The organism is Pseudomonas sp. PS01299, from assembly GCF_029960145.1.
GTDB classification, from domain to species: Bacteria; Pseudomonadota; Gammaproteobacteria; order Pseudomonadales; family Pseudomonadaceae; genus Aquipseudomonas; species Aquipseudomonas putida_A.
This window is the reverse complement of record NZ_JASCPO010000001.1, coordinates 117,233-142,446: the sequence shown is the minus strand read 5'-3', so window position 1 is coordinate 142,446 and position 25,214 is coordinate 117,233. Positions and strand designations below refer to the sequence as shown.

Sequence of the window (25,214 nt, the reverse complement as noted above, 5' to 3'; positions counted from 1 at the left end):
TGATGTGTTCAGTTTCGCTCGGCTCAACGAGCAAGACTACATAGCCTTGATCCCGCAGCTGCTGAAGCAAAGCTGCCTGGCCTGTAGAAATGGGCATGAGAATATCTCCTGTGATCAGTGGGTGGTTTTCGAAAGTCGAAGCATGCTCGAGGAGCACTACGCGGCAGCTACCTGCTTCTTCTTGAAAACCATCGGGGTATTTGGCTTGCGGCCGTCACGCCGGTCGACGAACTCTTTCATGATCTCCAACATCGTCGAGTTGACAGCAAGAACTCGCATGGCGCGGGTACACGCGACGTAGAGGAGGTTCATCTCATCAATCCATGGTTCCTTTTCGTTCTCTGGATTGAATGGATCGAAGGTGAAATCTTCAGCCAGTTGCACCGCATCCCACTCCAAGCCCTTCGAACGATGCGCGGTGCTGAGAGTGATGGTGGCTTCAAGCTCATCGGTGACAGCATTACGCCGCAGCTTGGCAAATAACTCTGGGAGATCCGCGCTGTACTGCTCGATGATCTTGATCGAGCGGTTCATCTCAGGGTCTTGGCTTTCATCGGCAATCTGCTTGTAGAGATCGTAATCAGGATATTCCTGGAGGAGTTTTTTCCCCTTCACTCGGTCACGCCACCCCTTCGATAGCGCATGTAGGTCTTCAAGATCCTGGAGGTTGTAACCCTCGATCCCCCCAACCCAGTAGATCTTTGCGCCAGTCTCTACATTGGCCAGCGCCGTCTCGATCACTCCAACCACCGTCCGGCAGAGTACGGTGCGATGTTCAAGGTCAGCAGGTAGTGCCTTGGAAACACGAGTCTCGCCGCCAAGCCCAGCCAGTTGGCGGGATTCACCCTTGAACGCGAGAACCATGTTGGCGACGTGCGCAACGGCAGACCCGAACCGAAACGACTGAGTGAGGTAATGGACTTCCGCTTTGTCGAGCCAGGTTGCATTGAGAGCATCTACGGCCCCCCTGAAGCGGTACAGCATCTGATGGCCATCACCACAAACGACCACACCCATACCGTATGCCGCCTGCTGCGCAAGCACACCTGCAATCACTGGATTGATGTCCTGTGCCTCATCTCCAAGCGCGATATCGTAACGGTCCCGCAAGTTTGGTTTCGAGAGAGCCCAGAGCTTTAGGTACCCATCGTGCGTAATGTTCGCAGCCTCGTTATGGATGTCGCACATTTGCCCCCAAAGCTGCCTGGCTCCTTCTACGATGCTGCCGGCGGCGCGCTTCATTCGCTCCGTTTTCAGCTTACTGACAGGGCAGTGACAGAGCTCGATGTCGTCATCCGCGCTTGCCAAATAATTATTCAGCGTTTCTTGCACGCTGCGCACCAATTCCCAGTTCTGAGAGCCGATAATCCTTGCGATGTCGGTCAGGCGTAGGTTGCTCGTGAGCTTGTGTCTGTACTTCGATCCGATCGACGCATAAGCCAAGCCGTGGGCTGTTTTGCACGTCACGTTCGGCGGAAATTTTTGCTTGGCAGCAATCTCGACGCTTTTGTTGTAGCAGAGGTAGAGCAGACGACATTGAGGCCGAGCCTTGGCATAGCCAACAAGCGTGGTGGTCTTCCCAGTTCCAGCAAAAGCCACCAGCTTGACGATACGGGCCAACGAGTTAATCGCTGGCCCCTGTTCGTGGGTGAAGTTCATCCCTTGGATCTCCGTTCTGATATGGCTCCATGGTTGCATAGCCACGCACAAACCCAAGCGGGGTGCTGCTAGCTCTGTCCTTTACAGGATTTGGGTATTTCTGGAGAGCTGGCAATGTCTTCTCACACCCGGAATCAGAGCAGCAATCATGAATTACGACGAGATCCTTTCTTGCTATCAGCGTCTTCTTGAAGCCAATCCAGGGAAAGCATTGCAAATCGGCGACGATTGCTACGCGGTGCTGATCAACGGAACCTTGAGCGGGGCATACACCACCCTGGATGGGGCTGTTGATCTCGGGACAACCTTCGACTTTGATCGCGAATCTTGGGATGCCGAATGCGAGTGCTGGGACGGAGATGTTTCTGGCATGCAAACAGCATTTTGCGTAGCCACTCCCACCCTCGTTGATCTCCCACCACCTCCCGCGGGAAATAGCACGCCCAACCAGGAGGGAGAAGAATGCTAGGGTTCGCCACCAATCCGACGCAGAACAACGCCAGGGGAATTCCGTTTGGGATTTACAGGATTGCTGGCAGGATGACTGCATATCAAGGGAGCCGTAGCTTATGACAGCCATCCAACTTTTCCAGCACCGCCAATCGGAGCCGGCATGCACCGATCTGATTCAGATGATTCGTGACGGCATGATTCGCCGGCTCAAGCGGTTTGTTGTTGAACCTTACGATGATGGCATCACCTGGGGGATTCAGACAGTCGCCATAGCAACACCTGATGCCGATGACGGCGACCAGTTTCCGGTTGTGATTGTCGACCTCCACGAAGACGACCAGGCTGCAATGTCGTTTGCCCTGAGCGTTTTCGACGCACTCAAAAATGCAGGCCGAGCAACAGGCGAGGATGTATGCCAATGGCGGCGAAGCCTCTTTACGCTTGTGCCTAATTACTGAGCTCTGCGCGCTCCAGACCGGGCCAAGAAAAACCCGCCATTAACAGACTGTGTGAAAACCTAGCAATCTGCCTGGCGATCCAAGAAAATGCTCCGTATCGAAAGATACGGAGCATTTTTCGTTATGACCTACATCCAAGGAGAGTCCCGCAGCCAGACCAGCCTGTTCCCGGTCTCGCTGGAAGAGTTGATCCCCGAGGATCACCTCATTCGTGTGATCGACACCTACGTCGCCAAGCTTGATCTTGTGCGCTTGGGTTTCGATAAAGCCCTGCCAAAAGGTACCGGGCGCCCCTCTTACGATCCCGCCGATCAGCTCAAGCTATTCCTCTATGGCTATTTCCAGCGGATTCGCTCATCCCGGCGGCTCGAAGCCGAGTGCCAGCGCAACATCGAAGTGATGTGGTTGATCAACCGGCTCAAACCCGACTTCAAGACCATCGCCGACTTTCGCAAAAACAACAAAGCAGCCTTTATCGCGACCTGTCGTGCCTTCGTCCAGTTTTGCCGCACGGTAGGTCTCATCGCAGGCGAGCTGGTGGCCATCGATGGCAGCAAGTTTCAAGCGGTTGCTTCCTCGCGGCGTCATATGAATTTGAAGCGGCTCAAGCACCAGGAGCAGAAACTGGATAAACGCATTGCCCAATACCTGGCCGAGCTGGATGAGGCGGATAAAACCGAAGCCAATGAGGTGGTTGATCGCAGTGCGGTCAAGACGGCTTTGGTGCAACTTGAAGTCAGGCACTCCAATAACCTGACGTGCCAGGCGCTGATGAAATCAATGGAGCTTGAGCAATTCAATACCCACGAAAGCGATGCCCGAATGATGCGAACGCACAAAGGGCCGCGGGTCGCGTACAACGTGCAAACCGCCGTAGACGCTGAGCATTGCCTGATTCTGCATCATGAAGTCACTCAGGACAGTGATGATCGCAAGCAACTTGAGCCGATGGCCAAGGCCGCCAAGGAACAATTGCAGCAAGATGAGCTGACGGTCACTGCCGATGCGGGCTACTCGAATGGCAAGCAGTTCCGGGCTTGTGAAGATGAGAACATCACGGCTTATGTGCCGCCGAATCGGTCAATCAATTCCAGCGGCAAGGAACAGGCGTTCTTCGACCGAACCATGTTTACCTACGATGCATCGCGGGATCGATATCAATGCCCTGCCGGCAAATGGCTGACACTCAAGCAAACCAGCAAGGGTGATCGTATCTACCAGGCGGCGGTCAGTGACTGCGCCGATTGTCCGCTGAAAGCGCAATGCACCGAAGCCAAGCGTCGCTATGTCTCACGCCATGCTCACGAAGAGGCTTTCGAACGAATGGAGCGGCGCATGCAGGCGCACCCCGAAATGATGGTCAGCCGAAGATCCATCGTGGAGCACCCCTTCGGCAATCTTAAACAGTGGTTATTTGGCAACGCTCGCTTCTTGTTGCGACAACTCGAAGGCACGAGAGCCGAAATGGCCTTGGCGGTGAACGCCTACAACCTGAAAAGAGCAATTAACGTGCTTGGTACACGTCAGTTGATGGCGTTGATGGGCTGAAAAGCCTTTTTTCACTGCTGTGCGCACAAAAACAAACGCCCCGAACAAGTCGGGGCGTTTGTTTGGAACCACCGTCAGTGTGTTTTCACACAGTCTGATTAAGGCGGGTTTTTTGTGGGAGCGGCACCAAAAGGGCGGCAAATGACGACATGGGCGGAAAAAAGGCACAGACGACACTGCTCACAAAGGCACAAACGGTCGTCAGATGACGACGCATGCTAATCAGGCTGATCTTCTTCATCCGCCGAAACAGCGAACAGCAGTCCAGCTTCCTGAGCTTCAGCCAACTCGCCCAGGGGCTTAGTGACCAGCCATTCGCTTTCTTCGGCAGGGTCATACTCAGGAAGCGGTGGAAGATCCTCAGGGTCAAGTTCCAGATTAAGCGGGAGCTGTGCGAGATCACAGAAGGTGAATTTGATTGCGATCACCTTCCGCCCTTCCCTTCTCAACTCGTAGCTGACATCCAGATTGCTCTTTGTCTTCAGCTCCTCAACTGCCGGATCTATGACCCTCTGGCGGAGGTTGTTGAATCGTTGATATGCATCCGACAAGCCAAGGGCTACCCGCAAGGCTTCAACCTCGATGTAGGCCCATCCAGTCTTCCGAAATTGCATCAGCATCTCGAACAGCCGGAATGAATGGCTCGAGTCCAGGCAGGCTACCCGACGTAGATCATAGCTAGTCACTTTGCTGTACAGCATCGTGAGATAGGGCATGACATGAATGGTGAACGACAACTCAACGCGACCTTCACCATCCAGGTATTTGGCCCGATCAACCCAGCGCTTCCGCTCCATGCCGGACCCGTCAAAGGTCTTGATGTCGCGCTCGTACAGCTCATCAGCTGCCACTTTCATCTGCTCATAGGCATGCCTGAGCTGGACGCCGTAGATATCCGAATAGTCCACGGCCGACACGGACACCTTTTTCGGCATGGGCCTTCGTGGATCGAGCTTGCTGATAGCCGCGAGGATCAACCGCTGCTCGTTGAGGGTCAGTCGGTACGACGCGGTAATCAGCGTATTGGATTTCGTGACCCGGAGCGGCTTAGGTTCAGGTTTAGTAGGTTTGGGTAAATTGGACATGTCTGGCCCTACGATTAATAACGGAACCCTACAGAGAGATTCCTCTGTAGTCGATACCCAGGAGTCGTCTAATCTCTAACCTCCAGTAACCATGGGCCTTACAGCCAACCACCTGTTCAGATAGCTCGAAGGTGCATGGATCTGTAGTCGATAGGTGGCAGCCGTAATATGTAGTCGATTAGCTTCCCCTCCGGCGCGTACAACAGCCGTAATCTGTAGTCGATGGCGCGCGATACCTCCGATCCGCAGCCGTAATCTGTAGTCGATAGCAAAGAATTGGGCGTCACTGCTGCCTGGTAACGCCCATCTAGGCATAGCCGTAATCTGTAGTCGTATCGAGCAAATGGCTAGCACAGCAGCCGTAATCTGTAGTCGATTGGCTCCGAGAAGGGCAGGCAGGACTGTTTATTGGCGATTCCACACCAAATCAAGGCAACGCGAGGGGAAACGTCAAAGAAACGACGGAAAGAATAAAATATTCTTATAAAACAACGACTTACAAAACAACACCCGCGTACACAGGCCGCTTTGGCAAATTCAGCACACAAAATTGCTTGAAATCGAGCCTTAAAAACTCAAACTCGTGCTATGCGCACAAGCCTACAGCCGGAATCTGTAGTCGTTAGACGCAGCCCCAGGCCCCCTCATATAGGCTGTGGATAACGGCCGGAATCTGTAGTCGTCATAGCCGGAATCTGTAGTCGCGTCAGCCGGAATCCATAGTCGCAAAGCCGGAATCTGTAGTCGCAATACCGTAATTTGTAGTCGATGCTCCTCTGGAAGCCACGTGGCACTAGGGCTCCAGCCCCTTAAAAACAAGAGAACAACAAGAGAAAAACAGTTAAAAGGCTTTTAAAACTGGAAAGCTAATTTTTCTGAGGTTGAGGAGCCAAAGCCAAAAGCAGACTCAGAGTCCAAGTGCCGTTTTTCCGACGACAATTCGGTTGGAAAGCAGCACACCCGCCAGGTCGGTGAGGAGAAAATGATCCAAACCGAACACGACCTGGAGGAACCCAATGAACACTGCCGCTTACGCGGGCGTCGCAGCTTATCTGCTCAGCATGGCGGCTATAGCGCCGGAGCCGGTAAGCCTAGCTGTAGGCGTTACGACGATCGTAGACGTCCAGCAGCGCTACACCATCATTGACAAGATTGGTACGTCCTACACCGGCGGGCCGGTACTGAACCTTTCAGAGTGGGAAGTCAACCTCGATGGTGTTACTGACATCCAGCTGGCCTTTAACGCTGAAGGGGTCCTGGATGTCGCTACGGTGAAGGCTGACAAGCTCCATCTGGAGGAGGTGTTAGATAGCTTCAGGAACCAACTACAAATCAGCACTGATGAATTTGGCCTTGGCTTTGAGAACGTGACCTTCTTCTCTGGCACCACCGAGGTGGTTGTCGAATCGCATCCCCTAGACACTCAATTCACAGTCAACTACATCAGCGCTGACTTCAAACGCGCACGTACCCAAGCTCAAAAACAGTACGCCTAACCAGATCATAGAACTGCCCTGCCCTCTCCATGAAAAATCTAGTTCGCGTCCATACTTAAAAAACAGCCATTAACCCGAACTGACCGGCAGAACCAGCAGCCTTCAGTTCGGGATAAGCAACCTAAAAAAGACCCCTACCGTGATTTAGCCTTGAAAATACGGCTTTACGTATTATCATCCACCCTGTATTCAGCAAATGCAGGGATTGTCATGCAGCAGTCAAACGAGCAGTTTGAAGAAGAAACGGTCAATTACACCGACTTCGACACCCTCCTCTACCCTCCCCAGTTCGCGGCCGACTGCTTCGGCCTTACCACCCGTCGCCTCAAAGACATTGAAGACGAAAACGGCATCGAAATTCGACGGGTCCCGCGCGGAACTGTCACGTCGAGGGCTTATACGCTTCGCGATATTTTTGACATCGCAGCGCTTCGCCGAGCGAAAGGCTACGCAAAGGGTCTGCCTCGCCAGATTGTGATTTCGACGTTCGTGCAGAAAGGCGGTACTGGAAAGACGACAACCTCAGTCAACTTTGCGGTATTCCTTCAGCTTGCAGGTCTACGTGTGCTTTGCGTTGATAACGATCCCCAGGGCGATTCGTCCAGCGTGTTTGGCTACGATCCCGATCTCGCGCTATCAGATCTCGAGGCAATGGGAATACCTGCCGATCGCTATGTCGCCGGCCACTTTGGTAGCCTCCTGAGTCCAGATCTCCGGGTGAGATGTTTTGATCCCATGACTTTCGAGGAGGTCGTCAAGAAGCCATTCGGTGAAAATGGGCCACACCTGATTCCGGCGGATGCGTACCTTGAAGACCTGGCCGTCGCACTCGATGCCGAAAACAACATGGACTTCTGGTATGCCGGGTGGCTTGAGCGGGCGCGTAGCGGAGAAATCCCAGGGGTCGATATCTCCTCGTATGATGTGATTTTGTTCGACAACGCGCCTACCGCCTCCAGGCTCACCAAGAACTCCATCGTTGCCAGCGACTTTGTCCTCTGCCCCGTGCGGATGGACAAATTTTCGTTCAGGGCTCTGATGCGGCTTAACGACTGGATGGTTCGATTTGCGAAAGCATATCGGCGCTCTCCAGGGGTGCTTGCTATCCCTACGATGTTCATCCGTAACCGCAAACGCATCCTCAATAACCTGGTCGTCCTAAACGATCTTTTCCCTGGTCGGGTATCAGAGGAAAAACTCTATTACTCCGAGGATTACGGAAAGGCACTTGATCAAGGCGTTCCCCTGCTTGTCTGGAAAGGTGCGTCTTCCAAAACGATTGACTCGATGCGCAGCGTGTTCGGTGAGGCGCTGAAACGAATACGCGATCTGGCCGCTCAGTGATTGAGGTGGTGCTCGGAGCACCAGGGCCGTTAGATTTAAGTGGTGCTCCGAGCACCAGCAGTGTATGCGAAGAATATTGGTGCTCGGAGCACCACTTAAAACTTGAGAATTTCAGTGGTGCTCGGAGCACCACCACTTGGTTTCGGAGGAAATATGGCCAAGTCGGAGGATTACCCAGGTCAAAAAAAGGCCCCCCCTCAGTGGGTCACGGGGGTTCGCCCACCCACGGAAATTGCTGAGCCCAATCTCAGGGTTTCCGTTGCAGACATGCTTGCCGCACAGCGGGCAGAACAGGAGGTCAGTGCTCCAAGTCCGGGCGCAGTGTTAGCTCCAGCATCAGCTAATAATGATGAGTCTGTTGCCGCAAGTGACAGCGGCGTTCTCGCTGAGGTAAAGGTCGATTCGATTCGGGTATCTCCCTTTCAGCCTCGCTTGACCTTCAGCGAAGCAGCTATTGAGGACCTAGCGAACTCGATCGCCTCTGTTGGGTTGGTGAAGCCGTTGACGGTCCGACCTGTAGGCGATGGAGCTTATGAGTTGATCGGCGGTGAGCGTCGTTGGCGTGCTCACAAGCTGCTCGGCAGGGAAACTGTGACTGCCTATGTGCGCTCCGTTACGGATGCAATGGCGAAGATCTTGGCCCTGACCGACAACGAGGGACAGGAAGCTCTAACCGAGTATGAGCGCGGACGTTCCTATGCCGCGATCATGCGAGCAGGGGAGGAAAGCTCGATTCGTGCTCTCGCGCGCAGAGTAGGTGTCAACCATTCGATAGTTAGCAGATGCCTTCTCCTTATGGATCTGCCAGAGGAAGTGCGAGCAATACTAGACACGAATCCGGGGCTTATCGGCGGGAAATGGGCAAAGGACTTCATTGAATTCAGTCGCACCGAGCCGGCGTTGCTTCTTCAAGCAGTTACCTCTATGCGCGATCATCAATGGACGCAGGAGCATGCCCTACGGTGGTTAGCGAAGGAGGTTGCCTCGCGTGATCAGCAGAAGACCCCGGGCAAGTTCACCGATAAAGAAATCAGTGGGATAGGCAAGGTTCGTGTAGATGGAAAAAAAGTCGAATTTCGATGCGAGAAAACGGTCGACGCGAAGCGGCTGGCTGAACAGTTTGAGGCCTTCTTGAAGACCATAGACCGCTCCCTGATCACAAACGAATGATTATCAATAATATTGTAATGAATTATTTCAGACGCGAAACAGGTTAGAAAACGAGAACACGAAGGCGAAATGCCATGACAGAATATGGTTTTCAGACTTCGAGATAGGGATATATGGCAACCGCAGTCGCGCAACCAGAGCTCAGGGTGCAACCGCAGACACGATTCACCGCGCTCGCACAGCTGTCAAAGATTGAGCCTGAGCATTTGCTCGGCCTGAGCCGTATCGAGCTGTTTTCTGTGATTTCAGAGCACTGGCTGAAGTGTTCGGCCCCTGCGCGGATTCACATGTTGAGCAGCGAGGATCGGTTCATCCGAGGCGAGGCGCGGGCTCAAAACAAAGCATTAAGCGTCACGCAAATTTGCGCAGACCAAGCGCCAGGGATTATCTATGAGCAATTCAACCAGACACCGTATCTCACTGGCGTATGAGCACGAAGGTGAGGTGCGGCAGGCTTCAGCCGAGCTGAACCTAACGAAGGCGAGCATCATCTTTAGCGCACTCCCGAGCATAAAATTCAAGGTCTCCCTGAGCGATCCTGAACAGGTCATATTGCAGTTGCCCACAGACCGCAAAGGAAAAAAACCAACGGTGTCTTGCGACATCTCCTCGATTCCTGAGCTGGAAGCGGCGATGGCAGAGGTGCGCAAGCAAGGCTGGCTCAGGCCGAAGGTGTCAGTGAGTAAGTGCGAATGAACCGTGGCCAATGCCTAGATCCGATTGGAGTCGATATCTAGGGCGCGCACAAGCTCATTCGCTTCCCTTGTTGTTTGAGCGCGCGCGAAGAGTAGGGCGAGCGCGATGGGCTTAGCACAGAAGCTCAAAGGGTGGCTATCCGCGGGCCATCCCATACTCCGGACGGGAAATGATCCACATAGATCTCCGCGATAACCTATGCTTTTACCACCGCCAGTTCGCTTTCCTTCTGTAGGAGCGGGTCGGCTTAACGGCGGTCAGAAAAGCTCAAAAAGCATCAAATTAATGAAACTTATCACGCCTTAAATGGTCTGTGATGGCCTAATGTTTGCTGTAGACATGGCCCTAGCTTATGCTGTGCTATGAGACAACTTTTTATAGGTGTTGCCGTCCTGCAACCAGTTTACGAGCTGAAAAGATGACGAACCTTTGACGCCGTTTTTGTGTAGTGATGCAGGACTGTATATTTATACACTGATTAGCATGCAGCCTTTGCCTTGACAGAAAATACCGAGATTCAGCCATGATCACAAAGATGCCGCCTCATGTAGTCAGAAGCTTTCCCTACTGGGAGACGCCACCGGAGCCGGGCCAGGATTTACATGAATTGAAATGGGGCGTCATGGAAGTCCTTTCAGACAAGTCGCTTAGATTCGTTGACACCAAACCAGATCAGGAAGCTCTCGAGGAATTAATAAGCCAACTTCAAGAGAAGATTTAATATTGATTTAGATTTATTGTCCTAGGCTTCTGTAGATCACAACCCCTGCTTAAACGGCAGGGTTTTTTTTGCGCGAATGTCGAAGGCAGGCCAGCAAGATGGCCGCAAATTCAGACGCAAAAACGACCTGAAAAGGCGTCATTTATTTATGTGTTCGACTTATCGTTCCTTGATAAAACCCGGAACGAGAAGCTGCTTATGCAAAGCTATGATTTGGCGTTTCACGATTACGCTCAGCTTTTTCCGCTAATCATCGGTGATGACTACGAAGCCCTGCTTGAAGATATCGATACCAACGGACAGCGTGCACCGATCGTTCTCTATGAAGGAAAGATCCTTGATGGGCGTAACCGATATCGCGTTTGCAAGGATCTGCTGATCGAACCACGAACAGAGGAATACACAGGAGATGATGCCCTGGGTTACGTCCTCTCTTTGAACCTCTACCGCCGGCAGCTCACCGTAGCACAACGGGCTTTGATCGCTGCCGAGCTGTCCTCACTGCGTGGGAACAGCGCTATCACTGTTGACCTGGAGAAAGCAGCCGGGCAGGAGTTGGAAGCCGCAAAGATGGCTATTGAGGAGGCAGCCAAAGTCCTGGGTATCAGCCCACGCTCTGTGTCTTCTGCCTGCAAGGTTGTCCGGGACGGCACCAAAGAGCTGTTAGATGCTGTCAAATCTGGTGAAGTGAGCGTATCCGCCGCGGAACAGGTGGCTAAGCTCGAGAAAGAGGCTCAGCAAGAGTTGTGTAGCCGCGGGCCTAAGGCAATACGTAAGGCCGCGAAGGACATGAGAGAGGAGGGCAGAGCGAAACCTGCGTTGTCCAATAAGTCACTTCCGCCCCCAGAAAAAAGCAGTCACCTGCCACCGCCGGTGCCGCTTGACGATGATGAAGATGCTGATTCAGCACACGAAGCGCCGGCTAACCAAATAGCCGCGATCGAGCAAGAGTCGGACATTTTCTATACCTCGGAGAGAAAGCCAGCGGCTCAGCTACTGTTCGAAATGGCTGATGCAGGAATGCAGTTTGGTCGAGAAGCTGAGGGCGTTGCCGACGACATCATGAATGAGGTTGAGGAAGGCCTCGATCTTCAGTTCCTTGCGTTTGTTGTGGACGTAGCAAAGAGGCTGGAGAATCGGGTGAAGGCAAAAATGCAGGCCAGATACGCTGAGGAGACGTGAGGGTTGGGATTTTTTGGAAGGGTGATTTCATAGGTTAAAGCCCGAACAGAAAAGGAGTACCCCACATGCAAACACCTCAGGACGACACAATAATGGATTTTGGCCCGAACCTCTTCGGTGGCGAGGGTGGCTCCGCGTCCAATTCTTCGGCTGATGATTCAGATGCTACGAACGATGCTCCGGATGCTCCGGATGCTCCGGATGGGGCGGCGAGTATTTCTCAGCAGATGGCTGAAGGTTGCACCGAAGAGAAGACAGCCGAGGCCGCCGGCGGCCAGGCGGGAGGTGACAATGCTCCCTCGAGCAGCAATGGTGCATCTGGCGTGAATACTGAGAAGGCAGCCACTCAAACCAAGGCAGGGAAGTCCGAAGTAGGCACCAAAGCCTTGTCCAGTGTGAAAGCGGCCGTGAAGGTTTTCGAAAGCATCAATGGGTTCGACGAAAAAAGCGCGACTCAGCGTACCGTTGTTCGCGATCTGATGCTGAAGCAGTCCGAAGCCATGGAACTCAAGCTCCAGGGCAAGAAACCCCCTGAGGGTGAAGACTTTGATGCCATTGCTAAGCAGCTCCGGCGCGAGAACAACCGCCTCGACTCCCTGCTTGAAGGAAAGGAATCACTGTTCGGCAAGGCCCGGAAAGCCGCCGAAATTGCGATCGAAAACATGCAGGGCGTAATTGCCGAAATCAACCGCTTGGAGGAGGAGGGTTAGCCCTCCTGGACGACATGAAGAAGAAACTCTTCGCCAACATTCAGTTTTATGCCTTCTGGCCTTCCGCCGGATTCCTTGCAGGCTATGCATTCCTTGCAACGGCAGGCATGATTTAACCAGCAGCCCTAGCAAGCCTGGCGCATCCCGTCACGGCTCAGGCCATGAAACCAAAACCAAGGAGACAAGATGTCCCTCATCACCGAGTACCGAGCCACAGAAGAAGCCATCAAGGAGCTTCAGGACCGACTGAAGAAGCTGAGCGGAAATGAAGCCCTTTTGAAGGAGATGGAGTTCGAGGAAAAGCTGCGATCCTTGATGTCTGAGTATGGCAAGAACCTGCGTGACATCATCGCGATTCTTGACCCGGACTATCGAAAGCAGGTTTCCCATCAGCCTGGCAAACCTCGTGCCCAACGAGCAGTCAAGATCTATCGGAACCCCAACACAGGTGAGATCGTTGAGACCAAGGGCGGCAACCAGAAGACGCTCAAGGAGTGGAAGCAACAGCATGGCGCTGATGTAGTCGAGACATGGCGAACCCAGTGAGCCGGCGCGTGCGCTGAGCTTCCAGAATACAAGGCCGGTGATCCCGGCCTTTTTTATGAGCTCGATTTGCCCACGGGAACTTGGGTTTTTCCAATTGAATGAGAACTTGAAATGGAGGTAAATAACTATCAACGGAGGATCAGATGGATAGCACTGAAAACGTCGATGAACGCCTGTTGGCCGCGGTTATGGATGAAGCCCAAACAGACTTCAGCATAGCCAGTATTGCAGTTGAGAAGATCCGTCAGGGAGCTGAAAGCATCGCCGCCGGCATGCACGGCCGCAACCATGTAAAGGCGTCATTCGAGCATTATGACGGTACACCGATGTCGCCTGAAGAAGCTTTGGCTCACCAGTGTGTTCATGCAGCAAGCATCGGAAAATCCCTCGGCCAGGAATTTCTTCTGAAGGCACCTGCTGCCCTCCTGGAGCAATTTTCCGCCGTTGCAGGGAACCGAAACGTTGCTGACAGTGGGGCAATGCTCACCGGCCTGCTGCATGGGTTCATGATTGCCTTTGCCACGAGGGAGACGGAGGATAGAGCGCTGAAGGCACTACTGGAGGTAGCTCGGATCTGCGACGAGGCAAACAATATTCGAGGCACCACCTTCGGCCAAGCCAGCGAATAAGCTGGCTGTTACTCGGGCGCTCCTAGCAGAGCGCCCATCATCTCCTCCGTCAGGCAGCCGGCTGGACCTTGGCCAGGTCAGACCCCGGATCAGGGGGCATCTCCGAAACTTCCGACACTCTACCCCTCACCTGGGTAGCATTGGCGGCAAGAAATCTACCCCAATCCTCCATCAGAGCGCGGCGTTTATCCAGCAAGTCACCTCGGTTATATGCTGCTTCGACCTTACTGTTGAGGGTGTGTGCGAGAGCCATCTCGCAAACCTCTCGCTGGTGATCGGTTTCTTCCGCGGCCCACGTCCGAAAAGTAGATCTGAACCCATGCGGTACCACTCCATCGACCTTGAGCTGATCGAGCACCCTTGCCATTGCGTTGCCGGGAATCGGGCCTGTGCGCCAGGAGTTGAGAAATATCCATTTGGCATGCTTTCCGACCTGCTGCCGTAGCACCTCGATCATTTGGTCAGTAAGTGGTACCCGGTGAGCCTTGCCCGCTTTCATGCGTTCTGCCGGGATCAACCAGATTTTCTCCTCCCAATCTATTTCTGCCCACTGGGCCCCACTCACCTCCTGGTTACGTGTTGCTGTCAGAATTGCGAACTCAACAGCACGAGCTGCTGCACCATCCAGCGAGTCGAGCCTGGCCAGCAGCTCGGCCGTTCGTGAAGGTGTCGGAGACGGGAAGGGGACTACCGTATGCGATTGCTTGGGCAAGAGCTTGTCGAGGTGACCGCGCCACCGTGCGGGGTTTTCGCCTTGCCGAAGCTTCAGTGCCTTGGCTGCATCGAGCACGAGCTCAATGCGATTCCGGATGCGGTTCGCAGTAACCGAGATCTTGCTCCAGATCGGCGTCAGCACATCCAGGATATCGTCCGTGTCGACCTCGGCTATCCGAAATCCGCCTATGACAGGGTAGACATGCTTCGTGAGGGAATTCTGCCATTGCTGGTGATGCTTCTTGGACCAGCTCGACGAATGCGTGCGTATGTACCTTTCTGCCGACGCCCGAAATGTGTGGCTCGTTGTGGCTCGCGATGCTTTGGCAGCTTTGGCCTTCGCGCGTTCAGCGGCTGGATCAACGCCGCGTGCGATATCGAGTCGGTACTTGTCAGCCTCCAGTCGTGCGTCTCTGAGGCTCAAGGCAGGAAACGTACCCAGGGCAAGATCGTGCCTTTGCTTCGCCAGCATATAGCGAAAGACCCAGCTCTTCCGCAGGGTAGCTGATACACGAAGAATCAACCCCCTTCCGTCCTGGTAGGAGCCGGGCTGGTCGACATCCTTGACGAACTTAGGGGTTAGTTTGCTCATGAGGTGCCCCCCCGGTCACCGGGCCGTTCCTTTCATCCGCCGGCACATCATCCTGAAAAGCGAGAGAAATGTTCTCCGGCCGAATGAGGTGAGGACACGCAAGCTCGTACCCACCATCTGAAACGAGGTGTAAACCTGAGCGATCGACGGCAAGAACGGAAATCGCTCCAGGCTCGTCATCGAGCGCTTCACCAAGCCAGTTACTGAGTGCGTCCTCTACTGCCAGCATCGACCCGAAGAAATAGACCATTTCCTTGGCCTCACCGAGTAGCGCGGAGCGAGGCCCAATCTGCGGCCGTAAGCCATCACGAAATATGGACTCGAGATGACGGGTTGGCGTGACGTGGTAAATCTCACCAGAAATCGGCTCGCTTTGAGCGTGCTCATTCGAATCATGGGTTTTCACTACGAATTCCTCGCGGCTCGTTGGTTCGCAGGCGCGCTGATACTGCGGTCGCGCCAGATCTCGCCGGAATGTAGGAGGATAAGGTATCCCCATACAAATCGGCTACAGGCCAGAACCTATAAGACGTTTGGAAAATCCCAAATGATATGTCCCACACCATAGCCCACAGTTGCGCTCGAGCTGTTTGACCCTACCAGGAATGAAGAGGACCCAGCCCGGCGAGAGCATGTATGTTTGGAATAGAAGAGGTAGGGGAGGAGGGGGAGGGGGAGGGGCAACCAACCCGGCAGGTGGCCTAAGTTCTCGGCCGGGTCGTTGCCTGACCAACCTATGTAGATGGGTCATGAACCGCTAAGTCCGACCGTGGTCAGTAGCCCGTTTTCGATGCCGCTGTTTTGCGTTTCTCAACGAAAGCCGTGACCTCTTTAGAGATGCGCTTTGTTTCCGCGTCATACTCATCATTGATAGCGACTGCTCGCTTAGGGCCGAGCTCGTTGATCAAGCGTTGTGCTTCCAGCGAAACGGCTCTTTGACTGTTCAAGTAATTGGGGTCTATGACATTCATATTGTACGAGTCGCCAATACGCATAGCGACTTGAGCTCCTTGGGACTCGCACATTACGAATCCGATCTTTTCATACGCTTCTACGAGTGTTGGAAAGCAGCTGAGTGCTATATCGGTGAAGCGTGGTTTCAGGCTGTCAATCATCGCAGTCATGACCCCCTGATTGCGATGTGCTGAATCAACGCAGATATAATTTATTCCACAAGCAGTTGCGGAGTCATTAGCTCGGCTCAGGGTCATGAAACCTATAACTTTTGATGCAACATTTACAGCGATTACTACTTCAGAATTGATCTGAAGGCTAATTGCTGGATCAAGCTGAAGGGCGATATCAGTCAGCATCCAGGCGCGAACTACGCCGAACATGGGGTGATCAGCGCTGATTGGTCGGTTGACCAAATCTAGGCTATAGCGTTCAGCCATCCGCAGTATTTCTTCCTTCTGCGAATGACTAAGTGTTCTAAGGCTTTTGATTGCAACAACTTCCATGATTACTCCTTTGTGCTCGCTTCGATTATCTGCTTTCAACAATATGCCACTGACCGTCCCAGTTTCGGATTTTGCATTTAGCAGTCATCCCACGCCCTGTATGGATGCCTTGAACAACGCCCTCACCAGGCCCCGTGCTGGCAAAGTTCACACGGCCACATTCTTTGAAGGCGACTTGGTTCATGAATCCCCCCCTGCTTTGAACTGCGTCCTTCCCAGCTGCTGTATCGACCGCACGCTGGCCGTTTGTGATGCGAATAGCTTGAATCACCGTCGAGCCGTCTTCTGCTTTGCTGTAGCGCAGAGTGCGCTCGTGCTCGACAGCAGCGGTACCGGCTGCGCCCCCCGAATCTCGCGACGAATCGCAGCCGACCAGCGAGAGGCCAACAAGGGCGTAGATGAACAATTTGCGCATAGATGAAGCTCCAGTGATTTGTCGCATAAGCATGCCAGCGCGGGAGAAATTGCCAACTCAAGTAGGTGCATTTACTGCACCGCGCTATAGCCGTCGCCCGTCTGGGTAAAGCGGGTGTGGTGATTACAGGGGCTTTCTAGTGGCCTTGAGCAGCAGAACGCTGATAGATGTACCGTCGAATGCGTTATCAATCGCCTCGGAGAATTCGAGCTTGAAGCCAGGTAGCAGATCGGCAGCGAGCCTCCGGGCGCTTGTCGGCAGCACTGCCCCAAGTCGTCCGCCGGTTTCAATAAGTGTGCCGGCGTGACGGAGGTGTTCCTGCCAGCGGCCTTCGCTGTATGGCGGATTCATCGCGATCACGCTGAAGGAGGTACCAGGTTTCCAGGCGAGGAAATCCCCCTCGATGACGTTGTGTCCTTTCTCTCTCAGTATTTGGCAATGCAGCGGACTGACCTCGACGCAACGGGTGCGATCCTTGGGCAGCAGATCAGCAATGCCGCCCTGGCCAGCCTGAGGTTCGCATACAGTGTCGAGCAGGCTGATATCCAGCCAGTCCACTAGGCGCTGTGCGAGATTCGGAGGGGTCGGGTAGAACTGATAGCTCTTCTGGTCGGGAATGCTGCCACGTGCGGCAACCTCTGCAACAGCGTCACGCGGGTCATAGTCGAACTGCCAGTAGGTTAGGCGGCCATGCTTGGGGCAGGTGGTCAGAACCCCGCCCAGAGCCGCCATGACGCTGCCCACCTCATCAAGCAGGTGTTTGCTGTCCGCACGCTCGCGCACGGAGATACACAGCGTATTGGGTACGTTAATTTGGTCGTATTCGCGGCGGAAGTTGGTCGTCTTCTCCAGGTAGCAGTATGTCTCAGCGCTGCTGAACAGCGATGTCACAGCGTTCGATAGGGGGCGCTCGTAAAGTGTCTTGCTGTTGAAGCCAGATGCCTTCGGCTTTGCTGGGCGCTTGCGGAAGCTCTCCGGGATGGCCATCGGGTGCAGGAACGCCAACACGCTATTGAGCCTGTATGCCATGTCCGGATGGACTTCAAGGTGAGCGGTACCCACCTTGTATGCCCTAACGCGAACGCTGCCGCCATCTATCTCAACCCACTCGCCCCGGCTTGCCCGTGCCAGGTGCAGGATGCGAGTGGTAGAAGCACGGCACGGATCATCGCGGCCCATGAACTTGGCTACCACCATGCGTAGATCGTGGATATAGCCCTCACGGTCATGATCGGTCGATCCCCAGTCGTTATAGACGTGGCTCATGATTGCGCGCTTGTAAAAGCCTTCTGGCTGATTGGTCACATGGGTACGCGACAGGGCTCGGAAGATGCCATCAACACGCTCGGCCAAGAATTCAACACGGCGGGAGAGGAGGCTTTGAATCGTTGCACGCAGGTTGTCGAGATTGAACTCTGGCATATCCAGCTCAGGGTTCTCGCCGCGTTTGTAGTTGTGGTCGCGCCAGGCGTTCAGGGTTTTGTGCCATTGGCTACGGCGGGCCTGCGGCATGTGCTCCATAAGGTCAGTTTGATTGAGCGCACGCTGCCAATAGGCTGCGGTCAACTCGTTCAGCGCGCCCTCAAGCTGGAATATTTCGCCGAAGGCGCTGGTATGGCGAATGCTTGCGCTACGACCGTACTGGTCATTGCCATTACCATCGAAGAAATAACCCAGCACACCAGAAACCTTTTCCTGGGTGATGATCCCATGTACCTCAATGACACGGGCCTTCTCGCGCTCGTAATCGCCGGCCAGCAACGTCAGCGCGTCAAACTGAACGGGGGCAAAAAATTGGTCGATGACATCGCCATGAAGGACTGGACTGGAATGACGGTCGTTCTCGAAAAGCTGCATAAGTGAAAACCTCCTTGGTTTCCACCAACTTCTCATTGTCCCGAAAAATCCCAAGCTGTCAGTCGATCACGACTTCTCTCGCTGAATCCCAGTCGCTGGGGGCAGCATCTCCAGTGGCGAAGGCAAATCTCATACCCACGGTCGGCCTGCCTTTCTTCATGAGGTATGCCGCAGCGCCTGCGCACATCGACTCGTGCCCCGAGGGTTCATAGTTCCCCTCATCGTCCCAGTTGCCACCCCGGTTTGAATGCACGGTCTTGTGACACTGGAAAGTCGAGTGATCATCCTCGATCAGGGTAGAAATAATCCCCTCCAAGCGCCCGCGGCTTAGCGGAATGGCTCCCTCCTTCAGGAACGGGCAATTCGCACATGGTTTTTTCAGTCGGAAGTGCTGCTTGATCGGATTCACTGAACCGTTTCCTTAGCGCGATACATCAATGGCGAAAACCTCGACTGGATCTGCCCCAAAGTGCGGATGAACGATCGTCGTCAAGCGATAGCCCTTCCAGGGCAACACAAGTCTTCGTGCGTCATCTGCGCGCTTCGGATAGCCACGTGTCAGCTCTATCTGGTCGAAGCCCTGCCCCTCCAAACGCCGACGCCAATAGGGTGTGGCAGCCCGAAATTCTTCCAGCTTGACGCCAGCCTTGATCGCGTCGAAATACTCGCCTTTGAGCGGCAGCGTCAGGGTTCGCATGGAGCGGGTTCCTTTCAGTTCGTTACGGTTACGGGGTCAGGCGCTGGGTAGGTCACGTTAGTAACCGGCGCAGCGCGGTCGCGCAGTTTCCGCACCGGGCGGCCGTGCGCGGCGTCGGCATAACCCAGGCGGGCGATACGCTGCGCGCGGTAGACCAGGCCGAGCGGGTTGGGCCAGGGCCTGCCGGCTTCGTAGCGCTTGCGGCCGGCCATATAGGGCACGTCAATATGCAGTGAATCGAGGCCCGCCGACTCGGCGCACAGGCGGGCAATGTAGCGGTCTAGCAGGTCGGCACGCATGGCACGAGTTCCCTCAGTAGCGGGCTGGATTGCCTTTGTACTGCCAGCGCTCGATCAGCGCCGCAGTCCATTCAGGCCCCAGGCGGGCCAGTGCTTCGGCGATAGTGTCATTGCTCTGGTTCAGCAGCTCGGCGCTGTTCGCGGCCAGTGCGACATAGAGGTATTCGCCACGACTCAGGGCACCAACACAGTCAAGGTCGCCCTTGGCCACGCGCAGCGCCAATGCGTCGAGGTAATCCAGTTGATCGGCCATTTGGTCATTCTCCTTCTGTGGTTGGGTGTCGCTATCGGTTGGGTTTAGGGTGTCTATTCAGAGCGTTCGCGTTGAATCCAAAGCTGATCCTGACTGAACACGATGTAACTGTCCCGAGCCTCGGGCACTACCTTTCTAAACTGCGCATCTGTCATGTCGTCGAGCCGGCTGAGGTCGCCACTAGCGCTTAGCCGCTCAATCACCTCAGTGGTGAGCCCTTCGTAGCGATTGAGATAGACGATTGCATCCATCCCCGCACGTTTCGCGCTCGCGATAATGGATTTCCAGTTTCCGCCGCGATCTTTGCTTCGGCGAATATTCTTCGCCTTCAGATAGGCCCGGATCACACGAGAACCCTTGCCAGCTCGCATGGAGGCCTGTACTGCGGTACCAAAATGAAGCCCACCGTCTACCGTTTTGGACGGATCGAGGGTGTCGAACTCCTCATTGGTTCGATGTTCCAGCAGCAAAGGAGAACCCGAGGAGTCAACCACCACGGAAGGGCTGAGCCATTTTTTGAAGTCATCCTCAGCCGAATCTAGTCCGCTGCGCATAGGTTTCCTGTTGGAGAGCTACTAAGATCTATGGATTATCCCACTTGCCAGGCACAACCCAAGCACCTGGCCTGAAGCTGGATTGAACGCACTGGCTGCCCGGACAAGCGAAGAGTGAAAATGGGAAAAGATAAAATTCACTGGAGAATCAGCGCGGAGGATGTCCTGGCCGTTCTGGAGTATTACAACGCCGCTAGCCTGAAGGCCCAACAAACGGCGCTTTCTGGCACGGCGACCCAGCTTGAGAAATTGGGGTATGCGGATTTAATGGTTGATGGGGCACCTTCCCCTCACCAACCTGATGCTACCCTCAGATGGTTGATAGATCGACCCCGTAGTTGAGCTCCTCTGCGAGGTCTGGCAGTCCGTAACCGATGGTTTTCTTGTAGAACGGAGAGACCTTCGCAGTCGGGGCCTTCTTCTTGTGCTTCGTGGTGTAGAGCATTCGCGCCCGCATCACCTCAAAGGAATAACCTCGTCCTTCACGGTTCTTGTCCTTGGCCAGTCGGTTGATGGACTCCGTGAAAGCGTTGGTGACAGGTATGTCCGTCTCGAAGTAGGTCATGATCTCTTCGCGCCAGTTGCCCACCGCCCTAAACAGATCGCTCCAGACTTCTTTCTGGCCCTTCGGGATGGTGGATATCCACTCGTCCAGGGCGGCTTCTGCCTGGGGTCGTGTGGTGGCGTCCCAGATGCTGTAGAAGCGCTCCTTGTGCTCGTAGGCAGCCAGCAGTTGCGGGAATGCGCCTGTCCAGGTTTCCATGATCAGCCGCTCCCGGTCTGAGACTTCGTGAGCGCGCTTCAGCAGGATTTTCCGGTCTCCCTTGAGGGTTCGGATCTGGGCTGGTTTCAGCTCTTTCCGGAGCCCCTTGCGCACCTTCTCCAGAGCATCGTTGGCCATGCGCACCACATGGAATTTATCGACCACGATGCGGGCCTGTGGCAGCACCGCCCTGACCGCCGTTCGATATGGATTCCACATGTCCATGCTGACGATATCGATCTTCTGCCGGTCTTTCAGCTTCATCAGGTAGTTAGTCACGACGTCCTGACGGCGAGTGGCCAGCAGATCGAGCAGGGTCTTCTCCTCAATGTTGGTCAGGATGCAGCGGTAGCGCTTGTTCAGGTACAGCTCGTCGATGCCCAGAATGCGAGGCGTTTCGAAGCGGTGCCAGCGGCCTAAGAACGCGGCGCGGGCGTTGAAGATGTCCCGTACCGTCTTCTCGTCCAATCCGGTTTGCTGCGCCACGAAAGTGTAGGGGTGGTTAAAGGACTCCTTCTCTACGTATTCATGTAGCCGCAGTGTCATGCGGAAGCCGTCCACCACCTCCGGTAGCTGGGGCCTGAAGGTAGCCTCGCAGGCCCGACAGATGTACCGGCGGCGGAGCACCCAGAGGGTGACCCGCTTGCCGTGGATGGGCAGATCATGATAGGGAACATCACGCTTGCCGAAACGCACGAACTCACCCTGCACCCCGCATTCCTCGCAAGCAATGGGATCGGGCGCGTCTACCTGGAAGTGCATTTCATCGTCGGTGGCTTTGCAGCCCAGCACCTGGTATGAGGGCAGGTGCAGGATGTTGTCGGGCATTTCGGTCATACGTTATTCTCTTAAGACGACTAGCAACTGGCTAAAGCGTTCTTAAGAACCTAGGCAACACGCGAAGGTTGGCGACTAAGAAGAAGCAGGATGCCGAAAGCAATCATTCCTCCACCTGAGGCGCGTTGAAACCAGTGCAGCTTGTTTGCTGCGAAAGCTGCTGCAAAACGCCCTGCTGACGCATATATCGCTATTGCAACGGCCTCTAGCGCGATAAAAACCGTCCCAAGAGTTGCATAGCTCAGCCAGTAATTCGTTATATCCACGAATTGCGGGAAGAATGCCGCGAAAATGAGGATTGCTTTGGGGTTACTGATGGCGATCAGCGCCTCACTACGGAATGCCTTACGAAGCGAAGGTTTCATTGCATCTGCGTTTAGGTTAGTCGAGCCAGATGTTGTTCTGAGGAGCTTGATGCCCATCCAGACCAGATAGGCGGCACCAACGATCTTGATCACGTTGAAGACCAACGCCGAAGCAGACAAAAGCATCCCTAAACCAAGCGCGCTAGCAGCAATCATGGGCACGAAGACGGCAAGCCGTGCTGTGCTTGCCATAAAGGAAAACCCTACGCCCTTTTGCGCACCGTGTGTCATCGCAACGAGGTTATTGGGGCCGAACGCCAGGTTCAGTGCGAAACATGCCGGGAGGAAAACAAGTAGATCGATCATTAGCTTTGTTGTGACCTCAAGGGAGTAGGTTGGATATGCATGGTCAGTGCACCTCGTTCAAGTAGGGCGTGACATTACGCAACATCCGCTCAATGTAGTCTTCCATCTTGCCGACCGGCGCGACATGGTGCAATGCACCCCGAGCCGCCTCAATACCTTCTAGCCGGGCGATGACCCAACTGGGGAGGTACTGAGCCCGTAGGCTACCACTCTTCGTGGCAATATTGCTTTTGGCGAAGAAAGGCTGGCTGAGCACAACGACACCCGCTTCTTGTACCGGGGCTATTGTCAAGACAGATATGCCTAGTTTTCAAGTGTTCCCTACATATGGCTATAGGGAAGGGGATCTGGAAAGACCGGCACGGTTAGCTATCAACCATTTAGTCCGTTGTGGATTTAGTTTTCCCTTCCGCTTTCTACTTCACATATCAACCATTAAATCCGCATACCCCCGGATTATTGGCCCGCGAAGAGGTGATGATCGACCCGGTGGCGCGCGATCATCTCTGGTCAGCGCTCACCTCGCTTGCCTCGGCCCCGATCGAAGAACGCACGCTGACAGGTCTGTCGGTCCTCCTGCAATCGAACGATCTCAAGCGCGCACTGACCCCTTTCTGCCTCGGCGGACCGTTTGGCCGTCTGCTTGATGCGGAAGACGAAGCACTCGGCAGTGCCGATTTCCAGGCCTTCGAGACCGAGGGGCTGATCGGCTCCGCCGCTGCGCCTGCCGTCCTCGCCTATCTCTTTCACCGCATCGAAGCGCGGCTCGACGGACGCCCGAGCCTCATTATCGTCGATGAAGGCTGGCTTGCCTTGGACGACGCGACCTTCGGATCGCAACTGCGCGAATGGTTGAAGACGCTGCGCAAGAAGAACGCCTCCGTCGTCTTCGCCACCCAATCGCTCGCCGACATCGACGGCTCGGACATCGCGCCCGCCATCGTCGAAAGCTGCCCGACACGCATCTTCCTGCCGAACGAGCGCGCCTTCGAGCCGCAGATCGCCGCGACCTATCGCAATTTCGGGCTCAACGACCGACAGATCGAGATCGTCGCCCGCGCGACGCCCAAACGCGACTATTACTGCCAGTCGCGCCGCGGCAACCGGCTCTTCGCTCTCGGCCTCGGCGAAGTCGCGCTCGCCTTTACCGCGGCCTCTTCCAAAGCCGACCACGCCGCGATCGACGCGATCCTCGACAAACACGGGCGTGACGGTTTTGCCGCCGCCTGGCTCGCCCGGTGCGATCTCGGATGGGCGACCGAACTGCTCGGTCCTTCCGACGCCGTGATCGAAGCCACCCCATCCGCAACCCCAGAAGCCAACGACGACAAGGAGAAGACTGATGTTCACGACCAAGACACGTAAACTGGCAGGGCGCGCCGCCGCAGCCCTGTTGCTGTCGAGCGCGATCGCAATGACCCCGGCGACCGCGCCGCCCGCCCACGCATTCTTCGGCGGCGGGTTCGGCGGGATCGTCTACGATCCGACCAACCATGCCGAGAACCTGCTGACCGCCGCCCGGACGCTGGAGCAGATCAACAACCAGATCGCCCAGCTCCAGAACGAAGCGCAGATGCTGGTCAACCAGGCGCGCAATCTCGCGAGCCTGCCATATTCGTCGCTGTCGCGACTGCAGTCTTCGGTGCAGCAAACCCAGCAGCTCTTGGACGAAGCACAGCGCATCGCCCATGATGTGGCGACGATCGACGAAGCCTTCACCCAGGATTACGGCGCGGCAGCCGCGCGCGGCGATTTCGACGACATGATCGCGGGCGCACAGGATCGCTGGCGCACTTCGGTCGCCGGTTTCGAAGACGCCCTCAAGGTGCAGGCAGGCGTCGTGGGCAACATCGAAACCGCCCGCACCGAAATGCAGGCGCTCGTCGGCCGCAGCCAGGCCGCGACCGGTGCCTTGCAGGCGACCCAAGCCGGTAATCAACTCCTCGCATTGCAAAGCCAGCAGATTTCTGACTTGACGGCGGCCATCGCCGCGCAGAACCGGGCGCAATCGCTCGAAGCCGCGCGTGTCGCAACTGCCGAAGCGCAGGCCCGCGAGAACCTCACGCGCTTCCTCGATTACGGCTCCGGCTACGAGCCGACCACCGTGCGGATGTTCCGGTAAGCCGCGATGAAGCTGACCGCTGAGACCACGCTGAAAGCCATCGCCATCGCCTTGGGCGCCATTGCCGCGCTCATGGCGGCGATGGAACTTCAGCGCGCGTTGGAAGTGGAACGGATGGAGCGCCCCGCCGTGGTCTCGGACGATCCGTTGCGTGAGACCTTGCAACACTGCCGCTCGCTGACCCCGGAAGCCCTTGAAGCCGACACAGAGTGCCAGGCCGCCTGGGAGGAGAACCGCCGCCGCTTCTTCGGCACGTCCACCGACAATTCGGACCCGGAGTAGG

General features: G+C 55.2%; 27 protein-coding genes and 1 pseudogene. 14 read left to right on the top strand and 14 right to left on the bottom strand.

All coding sequences use genetic code 11. The features are described 5' to 3' along the window. Positions 1 to 156 precede the first annotated feature (156 nt). A complete protein-coding gene (locus QMX91_RS00790) occupies positions 157 to 1,659 on the bottom strand; it encodes a UvrD-helicase domain-containing protein (protein ID WP_124097831.1) in 1,503 nt (500 codons plus the stop codon). Positions 1,660 to 1,807: 148 nt separating this feature from the next. Here QMX91_RS00790 and QMX91_RS00785 point away from each other — a divergent pair, with 148 nt between their 5' ends. The 3 genes from QMX91_RS00785 to QMX91_RS00775 all read left to right on the top strand — a co-directional run bounded on the left by QMX91_RS00785 (position 1,808) and on the right by QMX91_RS00775 (position 4,118). Then, on the top strand, positions 1,808 to 2,128 hold the full coding sequence (locus tag QMX91_RS00785; protein WP_124097832.1) for a hypothetical protein: 321 nt from the start codon (positions 1,808 to 1,810) through the stop codon (positions 2,126 to 2,128). A gap of 100 nt (positions 2,129 to 2,228) precedes the next feature. Beyond that, positions 2,229 to 2,570, top strand: coding sequence for a hypothetical protein (locus QMX91_RS00780; protein ID WP_124097833.1), 342 nt, complete (start codon positions 2,229 to 2,231; stop codon positions 2,568 to 2,570). A 123-nt stretch (positions 2,571 to 2,693) separates the two neighbouring features. Further along, a complete protein-coding gene (locus QMX91_RS00775) occupies positions 2,694 to 4,118 on the top strand; it encodes an IS1182 family transposase (RefSeq protein ID WP_282412123.1) in 1,425 nt (474 codons plus the stop codon). A 218-nt stretch (positions 4,119 to 4,336) separates the two neighbouring features. Here QMX91_RS00775 and QMX91_RS00770 read toward each other — a convergent pair whose 3' ends face one another. Beyond that, positions 4,337 to 5,203, bottom strand: a complete 867-nt coding sequence (locus tag QMX91_RS00770) for a replication initiation protein (protein ID WP_124097834.1) — start codon at positions 5,201 to 5,203, stop codon at positions 4,337 to 4,339. A gap of 1,016 nt (positions 5,204 to 6,219) precedes the next feature. On the opposite strand from QMX91_RS00770, the gene QMX91_RS00765 reads away from it, so the two are divergent. From QMX91_RS00765 to QMX91_RS00730, 8 genes are all read left to right on the top strand, one after another. Continuing rightward, a complete protein-coding gene (locus QMX91_RS00765; protein WP_124097835.1) occupies positions 6,220 to 6,699 on the top strand; it encodes a partitioning protein in 480 nt (159 codons plus the stop codon). A 210-nt stretch (positions 6,700 to 6,909) separates the two neighbouring features. Further along, a complete protein-coding gene (locus QMX91_RS00760; protein WP_124097836.1) occupies positions 6,910 to 8,043 on the top strand; it encodes a ParA family protein in 1,134 nt (377 codons plus the stop codon). Between the two features lie 153 nt (positions 8,044 to 8,196). Next, a complete protein-coding gene (locus QMX91_RS00755; RefSeq protein WP_023101939.1) occupies positions 8,197 to 9,213 on the top strand; it encodes a ParB/RepB/Spo0J family partition protein in 1,017 nt (338 codons plus the stop codon). Positions 9,214 to 9,603: 390 nt separating this feature from the next. Further along, entirely contained in the window at positions 9,604 to 9,909 is a 306-nt protein-coding gene (locus tag QMX91_RS00750; protein ID WP_023101938.1) for a hypothetical protein, read from the top strand. A 919-nt stretch (positions 9,910 to 10,828) separates the two neighbouring features. Beyond that, entirely contained in the window at positions 10,829 to 11,812 is a 984-nt protein-coding gene (locus tag QMX91_RS00745; RefSeq protein WP_023082874.1) for a hypothetical protein, read from the top strand. 65 nt (positions 11,813 to 11,877) lie between these two features. After that, positions 11,878 to 12,522 (top strand): hypothetical protein, encoded by a 645-nt coding sequence (locus tag QMX91_RS00740; protein ID WP_023082873.1) that lies wholly within the window; start codon positions 11,878 to 11,880, stop codon positions 12,520 to 12,522. Positions 12,523 to 12,708: 186 nt separating this feature from the next. After that, positions 12,709 to 13,068, top strand: a complete 360-nt coding sequence (locus tag QMX91_RS00735; protein ID WP_023082872.1) for a histone-like nucleoid-structuring protein, MvaT/MvaU family — start codon at positions 12,709 to 12,711, stop codon at positions 13,066 to 13,068. 143 nt (positions 13,069 to 13,211) lie between these two features. After that, the gene (locus QMX91_RS00730; RefSeq protein WP_023082871.1) at positions 13,212 to 13,697 is read left to right on the top strand and encodes a hypothetical protein; all 486 of its coding nucleotides are present in this window, start codon (positions 13,212 to 13,214) and stop codon (positions 13,695 to 13,697) included. A gap of 49 nt (positions 13,698 to 13,746) precedes the next feature. Here the strand turns inward: QMX91_RS00730 and QMX91_RS00725 are convergent, their stop codons facing one another. The 12 genes from QMX91_RS00725 to QMX91_RS00670 form a co-directional block, all read right to left on the bottom strand. Further along, a complete protein-coding gene (locus QMX91_RS00725) occupies positions 13,747 to 15,003 on the bottom strand; it encodes a site-specific integrase (protein WP_023082870.1) in 1,257 nt (418 codons plus the stop codon). Further along, complete coding sequence (locus QMX91_RS00720) at positions 14,984 to 15,409, bottom strand: hypothetical protein (protein WP_078451031.1); 426 nt, start codon at positions 15,407 to 15,409, stop codon at positions 14,984 to 14,986. The genes QMX91_RS00725 and QMX91_RS00720 overlap by 20 nt, the downstream gene beginning before the upstream one ends. A 367-nt stretch (positions 15,410 to 15,776) precedes the next feature. Further along, positions 15,777 to 16,463: a GNAT family N-acetyltransferase gene (locus tag QMX91_RS00715; protein WP_102685585.1), complete on the bottom strand. Its 687-nt coding sequence runs from the start codon at positions 16,461 to 16,463 to the stop codon at positions 15,777 to 15,779. A gap of 25 nt (positions 16,464 to 16,488) precedes the next feature. After that, positions 16,489 to 16,878: a hypothetical protein gene (locus QMX91_RS00710; RefSeq protein WP_102685586.1), complete on the bottom strand. Its 390-nt coding sequence runs from the start codon at positions 16,876 to 16,878 to the stop codon at positions 16,489 to 16,491. A 123-nt stretch (positions 16,879 to 17,001) separates the two neighbouring features. Continuing rightward, complete coding sequence (locus tag QMX91_RS00705; protein WP_282412122.1) at positions 17,002 to 18,735, bottom strand: DUF4942 domain-containing protein; 1,734 nt, start codon at positions 18,733 to 18,735, stop codon at positions 17,002 to 17,004. Between the two features lie 58 nt (positions 18,736 to 18,793). Beyond that, entirely contained in the window at positions 18,794 to 19,144 is a 351-nt protein-coding gene (locus tag QMX91_RS00700; RefSeq protein ID WP_099169456.1) for a hypothetical protein, read from the bottom strand. Positions 19,145 to 19,156: 12 nt separating this feature from the next. After that, complete coding sequence (locus tag QMX91_RS00695) at positions 19,157 to 19,432, bottom strand: RNA-binding protein (protein ID WP_099169457.1); 276 nt, start codon at positions 19,430 to 19,432, stop codon at positions 19,157 to 19,159. A gap of 14 nt (positions 19,433 to 19,446) precedes the next feature. Next, positions 19,447 to 19,731 carry a hypothetical protein gene (locus QMX91_RS00690; RefSeq protein WP_099169458.1) on the bottom strand — a complete coding sequence of 95 codons (285 nt, stop codon included), beginning with the start codon at positions 19,729 to 19,731 and terminating at the stop codon, positions 19,447 to 19,449. A 13-nt stretch (positions 19,732 to 19,744) separates the two neighbouring features. Continuing rightward, positions 19,745 to 19,984: a hypothetical protein gene (locus tag QMX91_RS00685; protein ID WP_033045051.1), complete on the bottom strand. Its 240-nt coding sequence runs from the start codon at positions 19,982 to 19,984 to the stop codon at positions 19,745 to 19,747. 53 nt (positions 19,985 to 20,037) lie between these two features. Continuing rightward, positions 20,038 to 20,538, bottom strand: a complete 501-nt coding sequence (locus QMX91_RS00680) for a hypothetical protein (RefSeq protein ID WP_099169459.1) — start codon at positions 20,536 to 20,538, stop codon at positions 20,038 to 20,040. A gap of 310 nt (positions 20,539 to 20,848) precedes the next feature. Further along, positions 20,849 to 22,138, bottom strand: a complete 1,290-nt coding sequence (locus QMX91_RS00675) for an ISL3-like element ISPst9 family transposase (RefSeq protein ID WP_033939138.1) — start codon at positions 22,136 to 22,138, stop codon at positions 20,849 to 20,851. A gap of 50 nt (positions 22,139 to 22,188) precedes the next feature. Then, a complete protein-coding gene (locus QMX91_RS00670; RefSeq protein ID WP_014819627.1) occupies positions 22,189 to 22,809 on the bottom strand; it encodes a LysE family translocator in 621 nt (206 codons plus the stop codon). Positions 22,810 to 23,313: 504 nt separating this feature from the next. On the opposite strand from QMX91_RS00670, the pseudogene QMX91_RS00665 reads away from it, so the two are divergent. The 3 genes and pseudogenes from QMX91_RS00665 to trbK-alt all read left to right on the top strand — a co-directional run. Further along, positions 23,314 to 24,174, top strand: a pseudogene (locus QMX91_RS00665) (conjugal transfer protein TrbE); the annotation flags it as partial. Continuing rightward, positions 24,152 to 24,931, top strand: a complete 780-nt coding sequence (trbJ, locus tag QMX91_RS00660; RefSeq protein ID WP_099170561.1) for a P-type conjugative transfer protein TrbJ — start codon at positions 24,152 to 24,154, stop codon at positions 24,929 to 24,931. The pseudogene QMX91_RS00665 and the gene trbJ, both read left to right, overlap by 23 nt. Positions 24,932 to 24,937: 6 nt before the next feature. Then, positions 24,938 to 25,213: a putative entry exclusion protein TrbK-alt gene (gene trbK-alt, locus QMX91_RS00655; RefSeq protein WP_025825443.1), complete on the top strand. Its 276-nt coding sequence runs from the start codon at positions 24,938 to 24,940 to the stop codon at positions 25,211 to 25,213. Position 25,214: the final 1 nt, after the last annotated feature.

What these genes read in the sequence shown, in the direction of transcription:
- QMX91_RS00745 (WP_023082874.1), top strand. Translation starts at nt 10,829, where the DNA reads ATGCAAAGCTATGATTTGGCGTTTCACGATTACGCTCAGCTTTTTCCG.
- QMX91_RS00670 (WP_014819627.1), bottom strand. Translation starts at nt 22,809, where the DNA reads ATGATCGATCTACTTGTTTTCCTCCCGGCATGTTTCGCACTGAACCTG.
- QMX91_RS00680 (WP_099169459.1), bottom strand. Translation starts at nt 20,538, where the DNA reads ATGCGCAGCGGACTAGATTCGGCTGAGGATGACTTCAAAAAATGGCTC.
- QMX91_RS00765 (WP_124097835.1), top strand. Translation starts at nt 6,220, where the DNA reads ATGAACACTGCCGCTTACGCGGGCGTCGCAGCTTATCTGCTCAGCATG.
- QMX91_RS00725 (WP_023082870.1), bottom strand. Translation starts at nt 15,003, where the DNA reads ATGAGCAAACTAACCCCTAAGTTCGTCAAGGATGTCGACCAGCCCGGC.
- QMX91_RS00675 (WP_033939138.1), bottom strand. Translation starts at nt 22,138, where the DNA reads ATGACCGAAATGCCCGACAACATCCTGCACCTGCCCTCATACCAGGTG.
- QMX91_RS00730 (WP_023082871.1), top strand. Translation starts at nt 13,212, where the DNA reads ATGGATAGCACTGAAAACGTCGATGAACGCCTGTTGGCCGCGGTTATG.
- QMX91_RS00785 (WP_124097832.1), top strand. Translation starts at nt 1,808, where the DNA reads ATGAATTACGACGAGATCCTTTCTTGCTATCAGCGTCTTCTTGAAGCC.
- QMX91_RS00740 (WP_023082873.1), top strand. Translation starts at nt 11,878, where the DNA reads ATGCAAACACCTCAGGACGACACAATAATGGATTTTGGCCCGAACCTC.
- QMX91_RS00770 (WP_124097834.1), bottom strand. Translation starts at nt 5,203, where the DNA reads ATGTCCAATTTACCCAAACCTACTAAACCTGAACCTAAGCCGCTCCGG.
- QMX91_RS00685 (WP_033045051.1), bottom strand. Translation starts at nt 19,984, where the DNA reads ATGGCCGATCAACTGGATTACCTCGACGCATTGGCGCTGCGCGTGGCC.
- QMX91_RS00760 (WP_124097836.1), top strand. Translation starts at nt 6,910, where the DNA reads ATGCAGCAGTCAAACGAGCAGTTTGAAGAAGAAACGGTCAATTACACC.
- QMX91_RS00695 (WP_099169457.1), bottom strand. Translation starts at nt 19,432, where the DNA reads ATGCGAACCCTGACGCTGCCGCTCAAAGGCGAGTATTTCGACGCGATC.
- QMX91_RS00735 (WP_023082872.1), top strand. Translation starts at nt 12,709, where the DNA reads ATGTCCCTCATCACCGAGTACCGAGCCACAGAAGAAGCCATCAAGGAG.
- QMX91_RS00705 (WP_282412122.1), bottom strand. Translation starts at nt 18,735, where the DNA reads ATGCAGCTTTTCGAGAACGACCGTCATTCCAGTCCAGTCCTTCATGGC.
- QMX91_RS00750 (WP_023101938.1), top strand. Translation starts at nt 9,604, where the DNA reads ATGAGCAATTCAACCAGACACCGTATCTCACTGGCGTATGAGCACGAA.
- QMX91_RS00690 (WP_099169458.1), bottom strand. Translation starts at nt 19,731, where the DNA reads ATGCGTGCCGACCTGCTAGACCGCTACATTGCCCGCCTGTGCGCCGAG.
- QMX91_RS00710 (WP_102685586.1), bottom strand. Translation starts at nt 16,878, where the DNA reads ATGCGCAAATTGTTCATCTACGCCCTTGTTGGCCTCTCGCTGGTCGGC.
- QMX91_RS00755 (WP_023101939.1), top strand. Translation starts at nt 8,197, where the DNA reads ATGGCCAAGTCGGAGGATTACCCAGGTCAAAAAAAGGCCCCCCCTCAG.
- trbK-alt (WP_025825443.1), top strand. Translation starts at nt 24,938, where the DNA reads ATGAAGCTGACCGCTGAGACCACGCTGAAAGCCATCGCCATCGCCTTG.
- QMX91_RS00790 (WP_124097831.1), bottom strand. Translation starts at nt 1,659, where the DNA reads ATGAACTTCACCCACGAACAGGGGCCAGCGATTAACTCGTTGGCCCGT.
- trbJ (WP_099170561.1), top strand. Translation starts at nt 24,152, where the DNA reads ATGTTCACGACCAAGACACGTAAACTGGCAGGGCGCGCCGCCGCAGCC.
- QMX91_RS00775 (WP_282412123.1), top strand. Translation starts at nt 2,694, where the DNA reads ATGACCTACATCCAAGGAGAGTCCCGCAGCCAGACCAGCCTGTTCCCG.
- QMX91_RS00715 (WP_102685585.1), bottom strand. Translation starts at nt 16,463, where the DNA reads ATGGAAGTTGTTGCAATCAAAAGCCTTAGAACACTTAGTCATTCGCAG.
- QMX91_RS00780 (WP_124097833.1), top strand. Translation starts at nt 2,229, where the DNA reads ATGACAGCCATCCAACTTTTCCAGCACCGCCAATCGGAGCCGGCATGC.